General features: G+C 52.8%; 13 protein-coding genes. 8 read left to right on the top strand and 5 right to left on the bottom strand.

Features of this window, described 5'->3' with window-relative positions; translation table 11 throughout:
* Positions 1-104: 104 nt before the first annotated feature.
* The gene (locus tag PLIM_RS14125) at positions 105-2,036 is read right to left on the bottom strand and encodes a hypothetical protein (RefSeq protein ID WP_013111002.1); all 1,932 of its coding nucleotides are present in this window, start codon (positions 2,034-2,036) and stop codon (positions 105-107) included.
* A gap of 796 nt (positions 2,037-2,832) precedes the next feature.
* On the opposite strand from PLIM_RS14125, the gene PLIM_RS14135 reads away from it, so the two are divergent.
* The 6 genes from PLIM_RS14135 (at position 2,833) to PLIM_RS14160 (ending at position 8,375) form a co-directional block, all read left to right on the top strand.
* Positions 2,833-3,279 carry a BON domain-containing protein gene (locus tag PLIM_RS14135; protein WP_013111004.1) on the top strand — a complete coding sequence of 149 codons (447 nt, stop codon included), beginning with the start codon at positions 2,833-2,835 and terminating at the stop codon, positions 3,277-3,279.
* A 125-nt stretch (positions 3,280-3,404) separates the two neighbouring features.
* A complete protein-coding gene (locus tag PLIM_RS14140) occupies positions 3,405-3,941 on the top strand; it encodes a hypothetical protein (protein WP_013111005.1) in 537 nt (178 codons plus the stop codon).
* A gap of 195 nt (positions 3,942-4,136) precedes the next feature.
* Positions 4,137-4,421: a hypothetical protein gene (locus PLIM_RS14145; RefSeq protein WP_013111006.1), complete on the top strand. Its 285-nt coding sequence runs from the start codon at positions 4,137-4,139 to the stop codon at positions 4,419-4,421.
* A gap of 174 nt (positions 4,422-4,595) precedes the next feature.
* Entirely contained in the window at positions 4,596-6,149 is a 1,554-nt protein-coding gene (locus PLIM_RS14150; protein WP_013111007.1) for a protein kinase domain-containing protein, read from the top strand.
* A 3-nt stretch (positions 6,150-6,152) separates the two neighbouring features.
* Positions 6,153-7,124 carry a hypothetical protein gene (locus PLIM_RS14155; protein ID WP_013111008.1) on the top strand — a complete coding sequence of 324 codons (972 nt, stop codon included), beginning with the start codon at positions 6,153-6,155 and terminating at the stop codon, positions 7,122-7,124.
* Positions 7,125-7,337: 213 nt separating this feature from the next.
* The gene (locus tag PLIM_RS14160; protein WP_013111009.1) at positions 7,338-8,375 is read left to right on the top strand and encodes a hypothetical protein; all 1,038 of its coding nucleotides are present in this window, start codon (positions 7,338-7,340) and stop codon (positions 8,373-8,375) included.
* A 169-nt stretch (positions 8,376-8,544) separates the two neighbouring features.
* Here PLIM_RS14160 and PLIM_RS14165 read toward each other — a convergent pair whose 3' ends face one another.
* Together PLIM_RS14165 and PLIM_RS14170 are read right to left on the bottom strand one after the other, a co-directional pair.
* Complete coding sequence (locus PLIM_RS14165) at positions 8,545-9,969, bottom strand: sensor histidine kinase (protein WP_013111010.1); 1,425 nt, start codon at positions 9,967-9,969, stop codon at positions 8,545-8,547.
* A complete protein-coding gene (locus tag PLIM_RS14170) occupies positions 9,950-10,627 on the bottom strand; it encodes a response regulator transcription factor (RefSeq protein WP_013111011.1) in 678 nt (225 codons plus the stop codon). The genes PLIM_RS14165 and PLIM_RS14170 overlap by 20 nt, the downstream gene beginning before the upstream one ends.
* 535 nt (positions 10,628-11,162) lie before the next feature.
* On the opposite strand from PLIM_RS14170, the gene PLIM_RS14175 reads away from it, so the two are divergent.
* A complete protein-coding gene (locus tag PLIM_RS14175; protein WP_013111012.1) occupies positions 11,163-12,878 on the top strand; it encodes an NADPH-dependent assimilatory sulfite reductase hemoprotein subunit in 1,716 nt (571 codons plus the stop codon).
* A 321-nt stretch (positions 12,879-13,199) separates the two neighbouring features.
* Entirely contained in the window at positions 13,200-15,257 is a 2,058-nt protein-coding gene (locus tag PLIM_RS14180; protein WP_148227119.1) for a biotin/lipoyl-binding protein, read from the top strand.
* 546 nt (positions 15,258-15,803) lie between these two features.
* Here PLIM_RS14180 and PLIM_RS14185 read toward each other — a convergent pair.
* Complete coding sequence (locus PLIM_RS14185; RefSeq protein ID WP_013111014.1) at positions 15,804-16,184, bottom strand: STAS domain-containing protein; 381 nt, start codon at positions 16,182-16,184, stop codon at positions 15,804-15,806.
* Between the two features lie 389 nt (positions 16,185-16,573).
* Positions 16,574-17,476 carry an ATP-binding response regulator gene (locus PLIM_RS14190; RefSeq protein ID WP_013111015.1) on the bottom strand — a complete coding sequence of 301 codons (903 nt, stop codon included), beginning with the start codon at positions 17,474-17,476 and terminating at the stop codon, positions 16,574-16,576.
* Between the last annotated feature and the right edge of the window lie 79 nt (positions 17,477-17,555).

Consider the following 17,555-nt stretch of genomic DNA (forward strand, 5'->3'; position numbering starts at 1 on the left):
AGAAAATCAGCCATCAACAAATGCCTGCAACCGCAAAGTGGCTGCAATCAGCATGAGAAGTTTAGGCAACAACGTGTACTTCGCAAATGAGCCGATACTCGGGCTTACTTTGACTCAGCCTCGGAATCCTCATCGATTTCCGCCGCCAGCAGTCCTTTCTCGATCCCGATGGCCATGAGCCGGATCCATGCCTGCTCGGCCTGATAGCTCAAGACCAGACCATTTTCGAGTGGTCTCAGCGACGCTTTGAGTGCGCCGACGGATGGATCAACCGGCGGTAGATCCGCAGGCAAAACCGGCTTAAGCATGGTCTCGGCCAGATCCTTCAAGTTCGTACTGGTGATGTAGAAAGGGATCTTCCGTCGACTGGCCAATGGGTCGGCAGGGGCTTGAATTTTCTCGACAATCTCAGCCAGACGCGATTTTGTCAGTTCGAGTGATAGCGTGGAATAGCAGATCAAATCATCGCTGATCCACAAATACACCTTCTGCTGAATGAGAGTGGCTTCTGGAGCTTTAGCCCCATCGCCGGCAGGTTTTTCTTCCAGTTCGACTTTGGGAAAACCAGGAATCTCTTCCAGTGCCTTGGCAGGATCCTGATAGGGCATCAGGTAATCCAACTGATGGATCGGAAGCCCCTGAAAGCTGCCCACCCCTAACGACACTTTCTGCACGAGTTGGGCGTCATTGACCCGGATCTCTTCCAATTTGGGCAAGAGCACCGTCAGATCGGCACTGAGATTTTTTCTGGGAGCGAAGGCAGTGACGGCCAATCCGTTGAAGACAGTTTTCTCCGGAGCTGCTTGACCATCCGAGGCGGTGGCCGTTGTCGGTTGTGTCTCTGAAAAATTCTCGAGTGACTTTCCACTGAACACTGTTCGCGTCAGATCCTGCAGCGGCTTTAACGCCTTGATCAGATCTCGCTGCGCTTCCACCTCTTTCACCTGAGCTCGCACCGCCTCTTCCATCATCTTGGCGAAAATCCCGCCCAGTGGAGAGAGGGTCTTCCCTGCACGAAAACCTGTGTAAGCAAACGAATTCAGTTCAGCTGGCTTATTCGTTTCCAGCAGTTTGATCAGTCGGCCATCCTGCACCCGCCAGCTATCAATCATGCGGGAGGCACCACTATCAGCAGTCACATGCCACGGAATCGAAACTTCCATCAGTTCAAGCTCTGGATCGATCTTCATCCCCAAAGTGATATCCGTCCCGTCAGCACACAGTTTTTCAAAGGCACCTGCGTAACTGTTCAAAAATGTTCTCAAGGCCGACTTGAAGAGTTTTTCGACCTCTGGCGATGGCCAGTTGCTGGATTCTGCAGACTGCTTTGCCAACTCTTCGGCAGCCTGGGCCATCCCTGCTCGAATTCCGACTCCAATGAGATTGCGAATCCCGGGAGGCACCTCCGAAAGCCGTATCGATGCCGAGAAATCGAACTGCCTGGCGTCTTCCTTAGCCGAGTCGTCGAAGCGTGCAAAGGTTCGAAATGGTTTTTCGAGCACCTTGGCATTACAGAGCAGCAGCGAATCGCCCACTTCAATGGCATGTGTAATTCCGGAAATCACTTCGGGGATTTCCCACACGCCCTCTTGACCGGGTACTTTGACAGGGGGAGTGGCCTCGGGATTGTCCTTTCCCAGTCCTTGCAGAAAGACCACAGGATCGGTCACGGGAAAAGACAACACAAACCACGGCTCTTCCTGAATGGTCTCTCCCAGGAACACCATTAGACCCAGGGGCCGGTTACGATCTGCACCATCGGGTTCATTCCACTCATCCAGCCATTTGCGATATTTCTTTTCCAGAGCTGCACGATCCTGGAAAAAGCCCGCGATGTACTGCGAAGCCTTTTCCACTCGATCGATACTGGCCACCTGCACCACACAGAATGGCTTTTTGATCGCAGGTGCTCCCCCTTCGCCGGGCTTTCCACCCTCCTGGCCCTGGCTCGTGTTCACGGTGTAGAGGCAAACCCCAACACTCACCACAACCAGCAGAAGCACTCGCATGAAAGCGGAATTTACGACCAAGAGCATTCGATTCCCACAACAGATCTCCCACCGGTCTGCAGACTGTTTGAAGAACTTATTCGATGCAAACATGACAATTTTCCGTACGCAGGCCAGAGAAAGTGATCAACGCGAAAACGAATCCTTGCCAAACACCACTCACCTGAAAACGCAGGTCGCATTTTGGCAGAGTGCCTCTTGGCCGGAGGATGCTTAGTTAGTATTGACCATGCAAAGCCAAGGATCAATGCGAAAGCCATCCTCGGGATAAAAACATCGAACAGTTCTCAACAAAACATTCCTCTCCGATACAACAGCCTTTGACACTTTCGTAACCTCCAAGCCTCAGGCTGTACCTCTCATAAACCGAGCCAACTCTCCATTGAAATCATCCTAAACCACGACAGTGTCATAACTCCAGGACCTACTCCCTCGACCACTCTTGGGCACCTGCCCCTGACCGAGCACCAATTCCCGCACAGGTCTCAGCAGTGATCGCTCACCGGTCAGTATGCTCTCGCACCCTGCTGACGACAGACTCCCCAACCTCCACAGCCCCCCCATGACCCCACATCCTGGCATGCGCACACTCCAATCGCATCGGTGGAACAGAATGTGCAACTCCTGATCGAAGTCGACACTAGACGAGTGAATATCTCACAACAGATCGTCTTAGCGCAAGAAAAACGAATCTCCTATCGAACAGGCGATCAATATAGCTGTTGAAGTTGAACAGAACTCATCGCTATCACGATGCGCATCTACGAAGAATGACTAATTATTCACTGTTATCAATTGACCACCCATAAGTCAGGAAACAAGAATGCGATATCTCTCTTTAAGCCTCCTCTGCTGCATCGCCAGTGCCTGCGGCTATATGGGCTCCGGGACTGCCAGTCAGCCGACCACTCCGACCACTCCGACCACTTCTCACAAAGTCTCGATTCCTGATCCATCCCCAACCAACACAGGGATCAATGCACGCGATCGCTCGGACGAAACGATGACACCGTTTGACCAGAACGAAAATCCCAAGGATATCGCTATCACCGCAGATATCCGCAAACGCATTGTTGGCAGCACCATGTCAATTAGTGCAAACAACACCAAAATCATGACCAAAAATGGCAAAGTGACCCTTCGAGGACCTGTTGCCACTTCAGCTGAAAAAGCCCAGATCGACGTTATCGCTAAAGAGATTGCTGGTACCGTTAATGTTGATAACCAACTCGATGTTTCCAGCAAGCCATCCACATCTCCTGAGAATTAACGATTCAATAGAATCTTAAAACTTCAAGTCAACAGCATGAACTTCCATGAAAATCAAGTTTATAGATTTTCCATATCAAGAATCACTCTCGTTAAGTTTCCCCACTAATTAAAGAAAGCTCTCCCATGTCAAGCTCTGTGATCTGTACAGCCAACACTCGCCAAACTGAATCAATTATTCGCAACCTGAAAGACGCAGGGTTTCAAGGAAACGATATCTCTGTTCTGATGGCCGACCAGGCCCAGACGCGAGATTTCGCTTATGAAAAGAATACAAAAGCACCCGAAGGTGCGACTGCCGGTGCCGGCACCGGTCTTGTCATTGGAGGCACACTGGGATGGCTGGCAGGAATTGGCTTGCTGGCAATTCCCGGGCTCGGCCCATTCATTGCTGCGGGCCCTATCATGGCAGCTCTTAGCGGTGCTGCTGTCGGCGGTACGCTCGGCGGACTGACCGGTGCTCTCATTGGAATGGGCTTGCCAGAAATTGAAGCGAAACTTTACGAATCGAAAGTCAAGGCGGGGAATTCACTGATTTCCGTTCAATCGGAAGATAGTAACGAGTGTGAGCGAGCGAGAATCATCTTTGAACGTGCAGGGGCTAAAGATATCTCGAAAGTTGGTGAATTGTCCGCGCAGCCAGTCATTCTTAATGACGCGTAACATCGAAGATCCAAACATCGATGTCGTCGCGCGAAAGTGTCGCAACCAACAAGTGTTTGATTGGCGAGATTCTCCCGGGACCCGGCGTTGTTGAACAAATGTGACAGTGCATTCCTGAATTCACCGGCTGATCAATACGAGTCTTCAGTGTCTTTTCTGTCTTTCCTGAATCGTACTTTTTTTGAAGGAATTCTCATGGTTCCGGCAACAGATCGATTATCGCAAGTGGGTACCCGATCTGAAGCTCAGATCCATTCGGAGGGGTGTTTTGCGCGGGTGATCGAGCAACAGACTGCCAAACTTCCCTCCGACCTCTGGCTCTGGGCTTCACTGGGTTCCATGGGAGCCTCACTATACTTTCAGTACCAGGGACGTCGAAACGAAGCTCTTTTCGTCGGCCAATGGGCAGCCCCTCTGCTGCTGTTGGGCGTCTATAATAAGCTGGTAAAGATTGCCGGCTCAGATCGCATTCAGAGATGATTCGCTCCTGCGGGTTCAACGGCAGCAAAGAGATTTCCACTTCTTCTCAACCATCAGGGCAACGGCTTGAGTCAACTCCCGTCAGGTTCGAGTTATCGACTGGCGAGAGGCAGGGGAGATATGCAATGATGCATCACATCATTCCGGTCTCCTCCGAAATTTGAGCCGTCCGTCATGACTGATTCTGCCGATCTTCCCACCTTCGATCTTTCCAACCGCAAGCTCGGCGATTTTCAGCTCATTCGCAGGCTGGGTCGTGGTGGGATGGCCGAGGTGTACCTCGCGGAACAACTTTCCCTCAAGCGATCAGTCGCAGTGAAAGTCTTGCGCCCTGAATTCATACAGGATCAGACTTATCTCAAACGCTTTCAACAGGAGGCCAAGGCTGCCGCCGGCCTGAACCATGCCAATATTGTCCAGGTGTACACAATTGGCGAAGCGGATGGCGTGCAGTTCATTGCCCAGGAGTATGTTCAGGGTCGCAACCTCAAAGAGTATCTGGTGCGCAAGGGAGCGCTCGATGTGAATGCCGCCATGCAGATCATGCGGCAAGTCGCTTCAGCGCTTCAAGTGGCCGGTACTGCGGGGATTATCCATCGCGATATCAAACCCGAGAACATTCTGCTCACACGCAAGGGCGAAGCTAAAGTCGCCGACTTTGGCCTGGCTCAACTCACTCGCCCGGGCGAAAAGGTCGAACTCACACAAGTGGGAGTGACCATGGGGACTCCACTTTACATGAGCCCCGAGCAGGTCAATGGCAAGCCGCTCGACGTTCGCAGTGACATTTATTCGTTTGGTGTGCTGTGTTTCCACATGCTCTGTGGTCGCCCGCCTTTTCAAGGTGAAACGGCTCTGTCGATTGCAGTGCAGCATTTGAATGTGGCCCCACCACCTATCAGCGATTTAAGGCCCGATCTTCCTAAACCACTCGTGCAACTCATCGAACGGATGATGGCCAAAAAACGGGAAGACCGCCCTGCCGATGCCGGGGTCATTCTTGCCGATCTCAAGCAGATCAGCCGCCTCGTCAACCAGCGCGACGAGACGCCGGAAGTTCGCCCGCTCAGACAGCCCACCAAAACACCTTCCATGCATCGCACCCAGCGGCAAAAGCTCATCAGACATACTCTGTTCACACTGCTGGCGATGCTGCTGGTCGGTTCGGCTTCAGCCGGAGTCGGCTGGCTCATGCGCACTCCCGATCCATTCCTTGAACCTGTGAAAAACACCGATCAAGTTCCCCAGCAGGAAACAGCACAGGCCCAGTACTACTATGCTCTGACTCGCGGTTACGACGAAGCGGCGTGGAGAAGTGTGATTACCTACTTCCCCGATGCCGAGCTCGAAAATCGCCGGGCGAAAGAGCAACTGGCAATTATCTATCTGAAATCGGATCGACTTCCTCAGGCTGAAGAAATCTGCCAGCAATTCCTGCGTGATGGGGAACAAGACCCGACCTTGCGGGCCCATGGTTTAGCGGGATTAGCTGTGATCGAAAGTTTGCGTGGCAATGCCGCTGCCTCACAAAACTACATCCAGCAATATCAGGCCTTGCGCAAGGAGATTTCTCCTGAACTGGGCCGATTGCTGCAGGAAGCCATCAATCGGCAAGGCCGTGCCAATCGCGGCTCGACCAGCCTGAACATCGACAACTGGTATTTTTCTCCCGGCTTGAGTGAACCCCTCGAACGCGAGCCCGGGCGAGATTTTCGCAGGCAATCGTAACTCATGCCCAGACTCTTTTTTGGCAACTTCAGCTTCGAGCACGAACTGGCTGATTCTCATTTCCAGCCCTCGAAAACTCTGATTGAGCAATCGGCTCAGTGGGGCACAATCTGGATGAAGCGGGCCTCTGCCGACGATCTCTTCTGGCTCTCTTCAACCACGCTGATTCCACTCGCAGGGCCGACAAAGGTCAAATTCATCTCGACGATCGATGAGTTGCTTACTTACCTGCATAAAGCCAACGCGCACTACAAGTTTGTGCCATGGGGCTGGTCTCCTCGCGCGCTCGCACACTACAAGATGCTCCCCACTTGCTACGTTGATGCCGCACCACCACCGCTCGATGTCGTCCGATACGGCAACTCACGCCGTTTTGCCTTTGATATGGAGCAGCAATATGGCAGCGTACTTATGAGCGGTCAGGTGCATGTTCACACACTTACCACCTGCATCTCAACTTCAGCAGAACTCGAAGAATGGAACAACCGCGTAAGTGAATCAGCTCATTCATGGGTGATTAAAGCCGAGTTTGGCATGTCGGGCCGCGAACGTATTCTCGGGCAGCAGAATCTGCGACCTGAGCAGACCGCCTGGTGCCTGAAGCGGCTCGCCATGGGCCAGCACCTCTTTGCAGAACCCTGGCTCAAACGCATCGAAGAAGTCGGTATCCAATGGCACATTGAAGGCAAAGATCAGATCAGGCTGGTTGGAATCACACGGCTCGAATGCTCACCCACCGGCCAATATCAATCCAGCAGCCCGCTCGTCGATCCCAACTCGATCGCCCTGTGGCAGCCAGCCATCGATCATCAGTTTCCAGTCGTTCAGAAGCTGGCGAACCTGGGCTACACAGGCCCTCTGGGAATCGATGCCATGAAGTATCTTCCGATAGACTCTCCAAACGCCGACACCGCACTCCGTCCATTTCAAGACATCAACGCCCGCTGGACGATGGGCCGCCTGGCTTTAGGATGAGAACCGGGGTGCATCGATGATCAAGTTTCTCGATGGTTCGAATTTCTTCCACCCGTTGAGAGAATAAGCCGCTCTGGACAGATTTTTGTAGAAAAATTAGAACCCACCTGCCTGATCAATGGAGGGTTCTTGCCGATCATTGGGTCGAAGTGAGAATCCACTGTTGGTCAATAGCGTTTCATTTTCCTGGTTCGCTCTGGAAGGGAGTCCACCGTGCGAACACTGCTGAACTCGGTGTTGCTGTTGTCTGTGATTGCGTCCATGGCTCTGGAAACCTGGGCAATTGATGCTGTGCGGGGGAAGTCGTACCCGCTGGGTAAAGAACATGGCCCCTGGATGATTATGGTGGCCAGTTTCAAGAAACCGCCTGAAGATCGCCGGACAGATGAAGGATTGACAGCCCGCCAGGCGGCTGACGAACTGGTTTATGAACTGCGCAAGGTGGGAATTCCTGCTTATATTCATCTGCAGGAAGGGCGTGTGGAAAAATTACAGACTATTGATCGACTGGGCCGAGAAGATGGCCGGGTCTATGCCGCTCAGCGGGGAATGATTTCGGTATTGGCGGGCAACTACGAATCGATTGAGTCGCCCGTGGCTCAAAAGACATTGTTGTATGTGAAAAAGTTTCGTCCCAAGTTTCTGGATGATCCCAAGAGTGGTGCCATTTACCGCGAAACTCCGGGGCAGAAGGGACCACTGGCAGGGGCATTTCTCACGATCAATCCTTTGATTGATCCTGCGAGCATTCAGCAGAAGCGCGATATGCTGCTGACTCGCCTGAACACCGGTTTGCAGTATGGTCTGGTCGATGCCAAGGGGAAGTATTCTCTCAAAATCGCCGGTTTTGGTGGTCGGCAGATGAGTGCGATTGGTGATGAAGCTCTGGCCAAGGGTGCCAGCAAATTTGACCGCAGCCTGGCTGGTAATGACGGGATGAATCTGAATCTCGCTGGTGAAGATGCCGAGCAATTGACGCGGGCTTTGCGACAAAAAGGAATTGATGCCTACTGCTACCATGGTCGCTTTGAATCGATTGTGACCGTGGGGGCCTTCCAATCCAAAGAGGATCCGCGCATCCAGGAGTTTGCCAAAGTCTTTGGAGCCCGCATGAAGCTCAATCCCGCGACCGGGATCGAAAACTACACCTCGGAAACGTTGATCCTGCCGGGCCCCAAGCCGACGGATCCTCCCGTCAAGGTCTTCATTTTTGAAGCCAATCCGACAGTCATGGAAATTCCACACGTCTGAGATCGTCGTCAGACAGATCCTGCCTGACAGGCATCACGTCGAGTTGGCACGGTCACGAAAAACAAGATCCTCCACTCAGATTGAGTTGGAGGATCTTTCATTTTAGAACACGTTGGAATTGCCAGAACCACCTGATGTTCATTGGGAAAACGTCGCGAGCAGACTTGCATCAGACGGCTAAAGGAAGTCTGACTTCGACACTTGTCCCGACGCCCAGTTCGCTCTTGATGGCAATTTCACCCCGGTGCTGTTTGACAATGGAATCGCAGATACTCAGGCCCAGACCCATACCTCGGGATTCAAGCCTCTGGCGCGATCGATCGACCTGAAAAAATCGATCAAACACATTTCCAAGATCCTCGGTTGAGATCCCGACACCTTGATCCTTGACTTCGAGTTGCAGCATGTGCTTTTCGGCGATCGTCGTAATGATGAGTTGGATTTCACTTTCAGGCCGGGAAAACTTAATGGCGTTATCGAGCAGATTGGTCACAACCTGACGCAATTCACTTTCCACACCAATGACTCGGCAGGAGTTGGGGTGATGGGACTGAACCTGCTCGCTGCCAAGAATCAATGAAAGCCTGATCTGACGTTCTTCAGCGACGGCTGTAAACATCTCGATGGCTCTGGAAACGATGAGTTTCAAATCCACGGGCTGGCGTTCGATATCTGTGCCCCGAACATCGGATTCGGCGAGTTGCATCAATTGACGCACCAGCGTCGCCAGATGCTGGCATTCTTCGAGCAAGGTTTCGAGAGTTTCCTGGTACTCGGCCGACTCGCGGGGTTTGGACAGTGCGACATCGATCTGGCTGATCATGGCTGTTAACGGAGAACGCAGTTCATGGGCGGCATTCGCGAGGAACGAATTGTTGCGATTGATCTGCGAAGCGATTTCATCGAGGAAGGCATTAATCTTGATGGCCAGTATGTCGAGTTCGTCCCCTGTCCCTGTGATTTTTAGGCGATCCTGCAACTGACGTGGTCTCAGAATATCTGCCGAAGCCAGAATTCGCTGGAAAGGTGTGACAGCGCGAGTGGCCAGAATAAACCCGCCCAGTGGAGCGAGAATACAAAGGGAAAAAGCAATCGGCAGGAGGACTCGAGTCATGCGGGCGACATCTGTGGTAATGAACCCTGTATTGAGCCCGACACGAACAAACGTGACCACATCGGTCTTGACCTGCTTCTCCACAGCGCGAATATCACCACTGGCCCAGATTGTGGCGTCTCCCATTTTTCCAACCACGCTGTCAATGGGTGCTGATGGTGCATTGGCACTGGCAAAGATGGTTTGTCGATTGGCATCAAGCCAGCGGATATGCCAGCCCACTTCTTTACTGCTCTCAGCTTTACGTTCCATTTCGCCGCGGATGGCGTCCTGATCGGGCCAGTATTCACGTACCGCCAACTCGAGTGCGCTGGCTTCGTCGAGAAGAATACGGTTCGTTTCGTCCACCAGTGAGAATCGAAGTCCTTCGCGGACACTGATCAATGCCGCCAGGACAGCGAGAATCACGACGAGAGTATTCCAGACAGTCAGTCGGAATCGGAGCGAAGCCAGCCGGCGGCTAAGATGCTGGAAGGGCATAACCTCGTCCCCGCACAGTTTTGATAATTGATTGATCGCGGTCTTTATCGAGTTTGCCGCGGAGCCGGTTGACATGCACTTCAATGACGTTTGTGGTGCCGTCCCAGTTGAAACCCCAGACGTGTTCGCACAGCATTTTTCTGGTCACAACCTGGCCGGCATAGCGCATGAGAAGTTCAAGCAGGCTGAACTCGATGGGAGTGAGATCGATCTCTTTTTCCGTATCGTTCGAAGTGACCCGACGTGTCGTGAGATCCAGAGTCAGCCCTGCCGCTTGGAGAATCATGGAAGGCTTGTTGCCAGTCCGTCTCTGGACAGCTTCGAGGCGAGCCATGAGTTCAGCGAAGTCGAACGGTTTGACGAGATAGTCGTCGGCCCCGAGTTTGAGTCCTTTGACTCGATCATCGATAGAACCGAGTGCTGTCAACAGGATGATCGGGGCCTGAACTCCAGCCGCTCGCAGTTTTTGCAGGACATCCCAACCACTCTCTCCGGGAAGCAGCAGATCGAGAACAATCGCATCGGCCTGGCGGGAGAGTGCTGTTTCGTAACCGGAGATCCCGTTCTGCTGCCAGACGCAATGATGCCCGGCTTCGGAGAATCCTTGCTGTAGTGAGCGGCCGATCGCGGGGTCGTCTTCAATCACGAGAACATTCATTGCGGATTCTCCTGGAGGTCAACGACGGCAAAGTGATTCGCAAAGTGACAATTGGTTCGAGCAGTGAGAATTTTCACGGTGCAAGCTGCGATTGAGGGCGAACAAATTACCATTTGTTGGAAATCAGGGGTTCAGAAAAGCTGATCTGGAAATGTTTGCCATTGGTAACTGTTTCAAAGTTTACAGCATGAGGGGGCTGCCGGTCGTTCGTGAACTGCTGAAAATCCCGCAAGCTGAGGGGTTTGCCGTTTGAGATAGGGGTTTGAACGCTGGTTGAGCTTTTCACGCTGACTTTGGAACAATCGAACAGGTGCCGTCCGAGCGGTCGACCTACTCAGGCAGGTCGGATTGAGGTATGATTCCATGATCATCCGCATGAGAATTCAGCAGGTATTCCCTAAGTGTTGTGCCTGACTGGCAGGTGTTGCCTGCAGGTTTGAACGCGGGGCGTGTTCGCCAGGTGTAAGACTGCGTGGACAGGCCCAGCCCACCGAGAGAGTCCAATCCGAGTTTGTGAGTCAGCAGGAAACCCGTGATGTCTGAGCAGGTCGAACGCAGCAAGAATGAGATCATCAAGGAAAATAGCCGGCAATTGCGTGGTTCCATCCTGACGGATCTGCAGAGTGAATCACCGGAATTCAGCGAAGACAGCCAGCAACTGCTGAAGTTTCATGGCATGTATCAGCAGGATGACCGCGATGTGCGGAAGGCCAAAAATCCGGATGGAACACCGAAGGGCAAGACGCATATCGTCATGATTCGCGCTCGGATTCCGGGCGGAAATATGACTGCCGAGCAGTTTCTGGGCATTCTCGACTTGAGCGAGCAGTATGGTAATGGGGCCATGCGGCTGACGACCCGGCAAGGGATTCAGCTGCATTACATCCCTAAGGGAAACACAAAAGAAGTCGTTAAAGGGATTAACGACACGATGCTCACCACGCTCGCCGCGTGCGGCGACGTCAATCGCAACGTGATGGCCTGCCCGGCTCCGATTAAAGATCAGCCTCATGCAGCCATTCAGAAACTGGCCTATGAGATGGCCGAGCATTTTCGTCCGAAGACCACAGCCTACCATGAACTGTGGCTGACTGATGGCGAAGGGAACAACCACAACGCGACCGAGGCGTTTGTGCCTGTCGAAGAACCGATCTACGGTACGCACTATCTGCCACGCAAATTCAAGATGGCCATCGCTTTGCCCGACGACAACTGCATTGACGTTTATGCCAACGACCTGGGTTTGATTGCCGATGTGCAAGAGGGCCAGATCGTGGGTTACAACATGCTCGTTGGTGGTGGCATGGGGCGGACTCCTTCTGCAGAAAAGACCTTCCCTGCAGTGGGCAAGAAGCTCTGCTACGTCACTCCCGAACAGGTCATTCCTGTGGCTGAAGCCGTGGTGAAAGTTCAGCGTGATTTTGGAAATCGTTCTGATCGAAAAGTGGCCCGCCTCAAGTACCTCATTCATAACTGGGGCCTGGATGCCTTCCGGGCCAAAGTGGAAGAGTACTATGGCCAGGCTTTGACTCCACCCAGTTCCGTAGATGTCAAAGGTGTCGAAGACCATGTGGGCTGGTTCGAACAGGGCGATGGTAAGCTGTTTGTCGGGATCAACATCGAGTGCGGGCGTGTGCGCGATACCAGTGAAGTTCAAGTGAAGACCGGCCTGCGGGCCATTATCGAGAAGTACCGCATGCCAGTGCGGGCGACGGCTCTGCAGGGATTGATCCTGTGTGATATTGATCCTGCCGATCGTGCCGATATCACAGCCATGCTCAAGCAGTATGGTCTGAAGTCTGCTGAAGAATTGACAATTCTGCGTCGCTTCGCCATTGCCTGCCCTGCACTGCCGACTTGCGGTTTATCGCTGACCGAATCAGAACGAGTGCTCCCGAGTGTGATTGATCAGTTCGATGTCGAAATGGCCAGGTTGGGGCTGCAGTCGGAGAAGATCTCGGTTCATATGACGGGATGCAACAATGGCTGCGCCAGGCCTTATACGCCCGATATTGGCTTTGTGGGTCGATCTTTAGGGAAGTACACCGTGTTTGTTGGCGGGAATCCGGAAGGATCGAGACTGGCCTTCATGTACGAAGATTATGTGCCACTCGAAAAACTGGTGCCGACACTTGTGCCACTTCTGACGGGTTACAAGGCCGATCGCCTGTCCGGAGAAGGTTTTGGCGATTACTGCGTACGTCTCGGAATTGAAGGCTTGAAGGAGTTGGCCACTCAAGTGGATGTCTAAGTCGACCAGAAACATCAACAGATCAGGCCCATGTTCTTCGGGATATGGGCCTGATCTTGTTTGTATGGACTGGATCAGCGTTACGGCAAAACCAGCCACTCGAAACGTTAAGGTCAAGCCAGCCTTACCTGCTTAACAATTTTCTGGTTCGTTTGATGCCACTGGCCCCGTGAGGAAATGTTTTTCAAATCTGTATCGCAGGGGGTGACTGTTGCTGGCAGATAGCAGTTGATAGAACTGTGAAATGTGAGTTGTTGCCAGATCTTATCAGGAGAAAGTGTTGAATCTCCTGTCGTAATTGCTCGCGAATGGCGGGTTCCCATGACGGTAAGAATGACCGATCGATCACAGATCGAAGATTTGGTGGATCGACTGGCTCAAGAGGTGCATGAGACTGACCAGCCGGGTCAGGTCACACAGGAGTTACTGGCCAGTCTTTCGCCGCTCACTGGAGCCGTAGCATCGCGCTTATGGATCTGGGTAGGAGGTGTTCCCACCGTCAGTGAGAATGGGGTTCCTGAGAACACCACGGCTTCATCACAGCGACCGACCGTCAGGGGCAGTGCCATGGCGGTCGCCATTCACTCGGGTGCAATCCTCGCCCGATATGCTGATCCTGCCGCGGATGACTTGCGTGAGGTCGCCAATCTGGCCAACTCGGTGAAGCCTCAACTTCTGGATCCCTTGCCTCAAGGAGATCGCAGTGAAACAGGTGCTGCCGAGAGTGTCCTTCGCTGGATGATCCCCGTGCGAAAGTCGAGTCGTACACTGGCTGTGCTCGAGTTTTTGCAGCCCGGGAAAGCCGTTGATCCCTTGCCACTGGCCAGTGTGGTGGCAGAATTACTGGCCGATCTGCTGCTGGATCAGGAAGTCCGCCAGTTACGATTGACTGTCGAACGCCGCCAGAAAGAGCAGGCATTTTTTGCACGTCTGGCAACGACTTCTGGATGGCAAGTCGCCGCTCAGTTGATTGCTCAGGAGGTTCGGGGGCTGGTGGGCTGCGACCGCGTAGCAGTTTTGCAGTTTGCAGGGAAGCAAGCACGTTTGCTGGCGGTCTCGGGAGTTGCTGATTTTGATCGGAGATCGCCCGAAGTCCGCCATTTGGAAGCGATGGCTCAAGCGGAGAGTCAAGTCAGTGTTAAGGAGCGTGATCCCCGAATCCAGTTGATCACAGATCTGGCAAGCGGAGTGCCAATTGCGGCTGTCGTCCTGGAGAAGTTTGGAACGGAAGTCGATCGGCGTAAGGAAGCACCACTTCAGCCGGTTTCCACTTCGAGAACGAAACCAGCCGGAATCAATTCCGAGTTACTCGCCACTCAGGAAACAAAAGAGCTGGCTGAGATTCTCAGGAACTGGCAAGGTCTTGAAGCGGTGGTGTCGTCCATCCTGAGGCAGCAATTGCTGGTGGAGACGATTCCCCTCGCATCGTTCTGGTTGAGAGCGAGTCGGGAGTTCAAGACGTTGTCGCTCCGTCGGCAGGTTCGGCGTGTCATGTTGTTTGCTCTGTTCGGTGGAGTGGTGGCGAGCCTGTTTCTGATACCGGGTGAACTGCAGATGACCGGGCAGGGCGCAGTGTGGCCGCGCGAACGCAAACATGTTTTTGCACTCCATGCAGGAGGTGTGGAACAAATTCATGTGAATCAGGGGAGCATCGTCAAAACAGGCGATCTTCTGGTGACCTTGCATAACCCGGAAATGGAGTTGGAATCGACACGATTGCAGGGTGAGATTTTAACGCTGGAGAAACAGATCGAGGCCACACGATCTGCCCGGGTGCAACTCTCTTCCGGGAATAGCGATCAGGCGGCGAAAGCGGCAGAACTTTCTGCCCAGGAATTGGGGTTTGAGCAGCAACTGCAGTCCCGCAGAGAGGAGTTATCGCTCGTTAAACAAGCCATGAGTGAACTGCAGATTCGATCGCCGATGGATGGCGAAATCATGACGTGGGATCCTCAGCAGACACTGGCTGGGCGACCGGTCGAACGCGGCCAGATCTTATTGGATCTGGGAGATACGCACGGTGAGTGGGTGGTCGATGTCCGTGTGACGGATCAATCGATGGGCCACATTCTGAGTGCCTATGTGCAGTCTCCAGGACAAGGGAATCGACCACAGGAAAAACTCCCTGCCGAGTTTGTACTGACAACCCGGCCTGAAGAGACTCACACTGCCTATGTGGAGTCGATCAGTGAAAGTGTGGAGCGTGATGAAATGGGGCAGCTCTACCTACGACTGGTGTTGGGGTTTGACCGGCAGAATGTGGCAGGTCTTCGCCCGGGAGCGACGGCAGTGCCTCGAATTCACTGTGGTAGAGCACCTCTGGGGTACGTCTGGCTGCATGATCTGATCGACAGGATCCGCCTGTGGTGGCAGTTTTGAGGCTGGGGAAAACATTTCTCCAGAGCTCATAGTTTGAAATATCGCGAAGTATGAATAAATAGCGAAGCGAATGGCTTCGATTCAACAATTTCTTTGCACAACCTGAAACAGGTGTGACAACAAGCTGTCACAAGCATTTCCGATAACTGCCGACGTTCGATGGGAAGTGGCGGTGGTTATGGCCATGCGAAGGACGGCAGAGATGGGTCGGCCAGAGCAAGCCTGCGGCCTGACCACCGCCACACTCTTTTTTGGAACTGCACAGTTAACCATGCATCGATCGACGTATTCCGGAATTCAATAGCGAATCGATGCGCTGTCCAGCATGCGTGCTTGAAGCTGCTAGCCATCCTCAATCCCATCCTCAGGTGGCTGTAAAACTTGGCAACCACAAGTCTTCATCGCTTAGGATTCAAGAGAGTCGCTCTCATGAAGACCTTCTGCCAAAAAATCAGGCCCGGCAGATCGAGCTGCCGGGCCTGTGTGGGAATTCGACCCGATGAAAATTCGACCCGATGAACTCGGGGGTCGATGTTGACCACTGAATCAGGCGACCAGGCTTTTCAGTGCCTGATCTTCGGTCGAAACCAGTGGAATCAATCGATTGAAGTGCGAAATCTCCAGCACTTCGCGTGCAATCGGAGAGGCACCGTACAGCACCATTTTGGCCCCTTGTCGCCCTGCTTCTTCATGGATATGCCGAAGCACTTCCAACAGGCAGGAACCAAAGTAAGGTGCTGATGAAAGATCGACAACCACTGCATCTGGAACGTGTTCTTTCAATGAGGCAACCACTGTATCGACCTCATCCAGAATCCGTTCGTCCGACAGACTGCTCACTGATTTTTTCAAATGCAGTCGCAGCACTGTCCCCTGTTTTCTCATCTCAAAATAACTGGCCGGAACAACCGGGGCCGGTGTTAACATGAGGCCCTCCCGCAAAAAAAATCCTCTAACATAAACTCGGAGGACACCCTCCGTCAAAAAAGGTTCGCTCGATTGACTATCTCTCAATTCACTTTGGAGCACTGTTTCTTGGTTGGTGAATATCTAATTGGTGATTACATGGCTGGTGAATCGGTTTCAAACTGATTGTGATTGAGATCTGCATTTTCCAGACCAAGCCTGAACACCAGATGAACAGATTTCCAAAAATACAATCTGATATCCCCTGCTAATTATCTTCTGATCAACTTGTGATTCGATTCAGCAGGTCTGACAACATCTTTGAGCGCCCTCCCTGAGACCCGTCTCGCCAGTGACAACACTGGATCCGTCTCCTATCGATCAATCCGGCATTCAGACGTCATTTGACCTCACGAGTTCCCCAAATGTTCGCGACGGTATTTTTTTAGAACCACTTGATTCCCTCGTTTGCTGTATTCCACCTCATCCATAAACATCTGAATCAGCAGTAACCCTCGGCCGCATGGCTTCTCAAGATTCTCGGGAACGGTCGGATCCGGAATCGTTCCCGGGTCAAAACCGGGCCCCTCATCACGAATTACAAAACAAGCCGCTTCGGGCGAAAACTCTGCAGCGACGTGAATCCGCCTCTCCTGATAGGGAGAGATACTCATTCTGGAACGGGCCAACTCATAGAACTGTCGATGATCGATCTCACGCAAACTCGAACTCACCTCGAGATTCCCGTGATAACAGGCGTTCGTCATCGCTTCCTGTAAGGCCACTCCCACACGGATTCGATCTGCCGCTTCACAAATTCCACTTCGAGCTGTCTCTTCCTGAAGGTATTGCACCAGAGAGGCAATCAGTTCCGGATCATTTTCAATGCAAAACTCAATTTTGTGATGAACAATCCGCTGTGACAGACGCTCACGCGTCGTATCGTCCCGCACGGCATCGAGTACACCCTGAATCGCATCCGTCAAGTCCTGTGCCAGCCGACACTTCGGCACATAGCTCGAAGCACCCAGCTTCAGCGCAGTCACGGCAATCTCATCTGTCCCCACTCCCGTCATGATCACAACGGGCAATCGCGGACAATCGCGCCTGAGTGTTGTTACGAGTTCTAATCCACTGATATCCGGCATTGCCAGATCTGTCAGAACCACATCCACAGGATTGAGCGCAATCGTCTGCAAAGCTTCTGAACCACTCGAAGCTTCACTCACAATCCACTGTGTGTTCGCTTTTAACAGGCCGCAGACCAGGCGTCGATCAGTCGAAGAATCATCGACCACGAGAATACTCGTCATACCCGATTCCCCGCTTGATATCGAAAACTCTCAAGTTGAATTCCCATAGCCATCGACGCCCCAGTTGTGATTCACAACC

Source organism: Planctopirus limnophila DSM 3776 (genome assembly GCF_000092105.1).
GTDB classification, from domain to species: Bacteria; Planctomycetota; Planctomycetia; order Planctomycetales; family Planctomycetaceae; genus Planctopirus; species Planctopirus limnophila.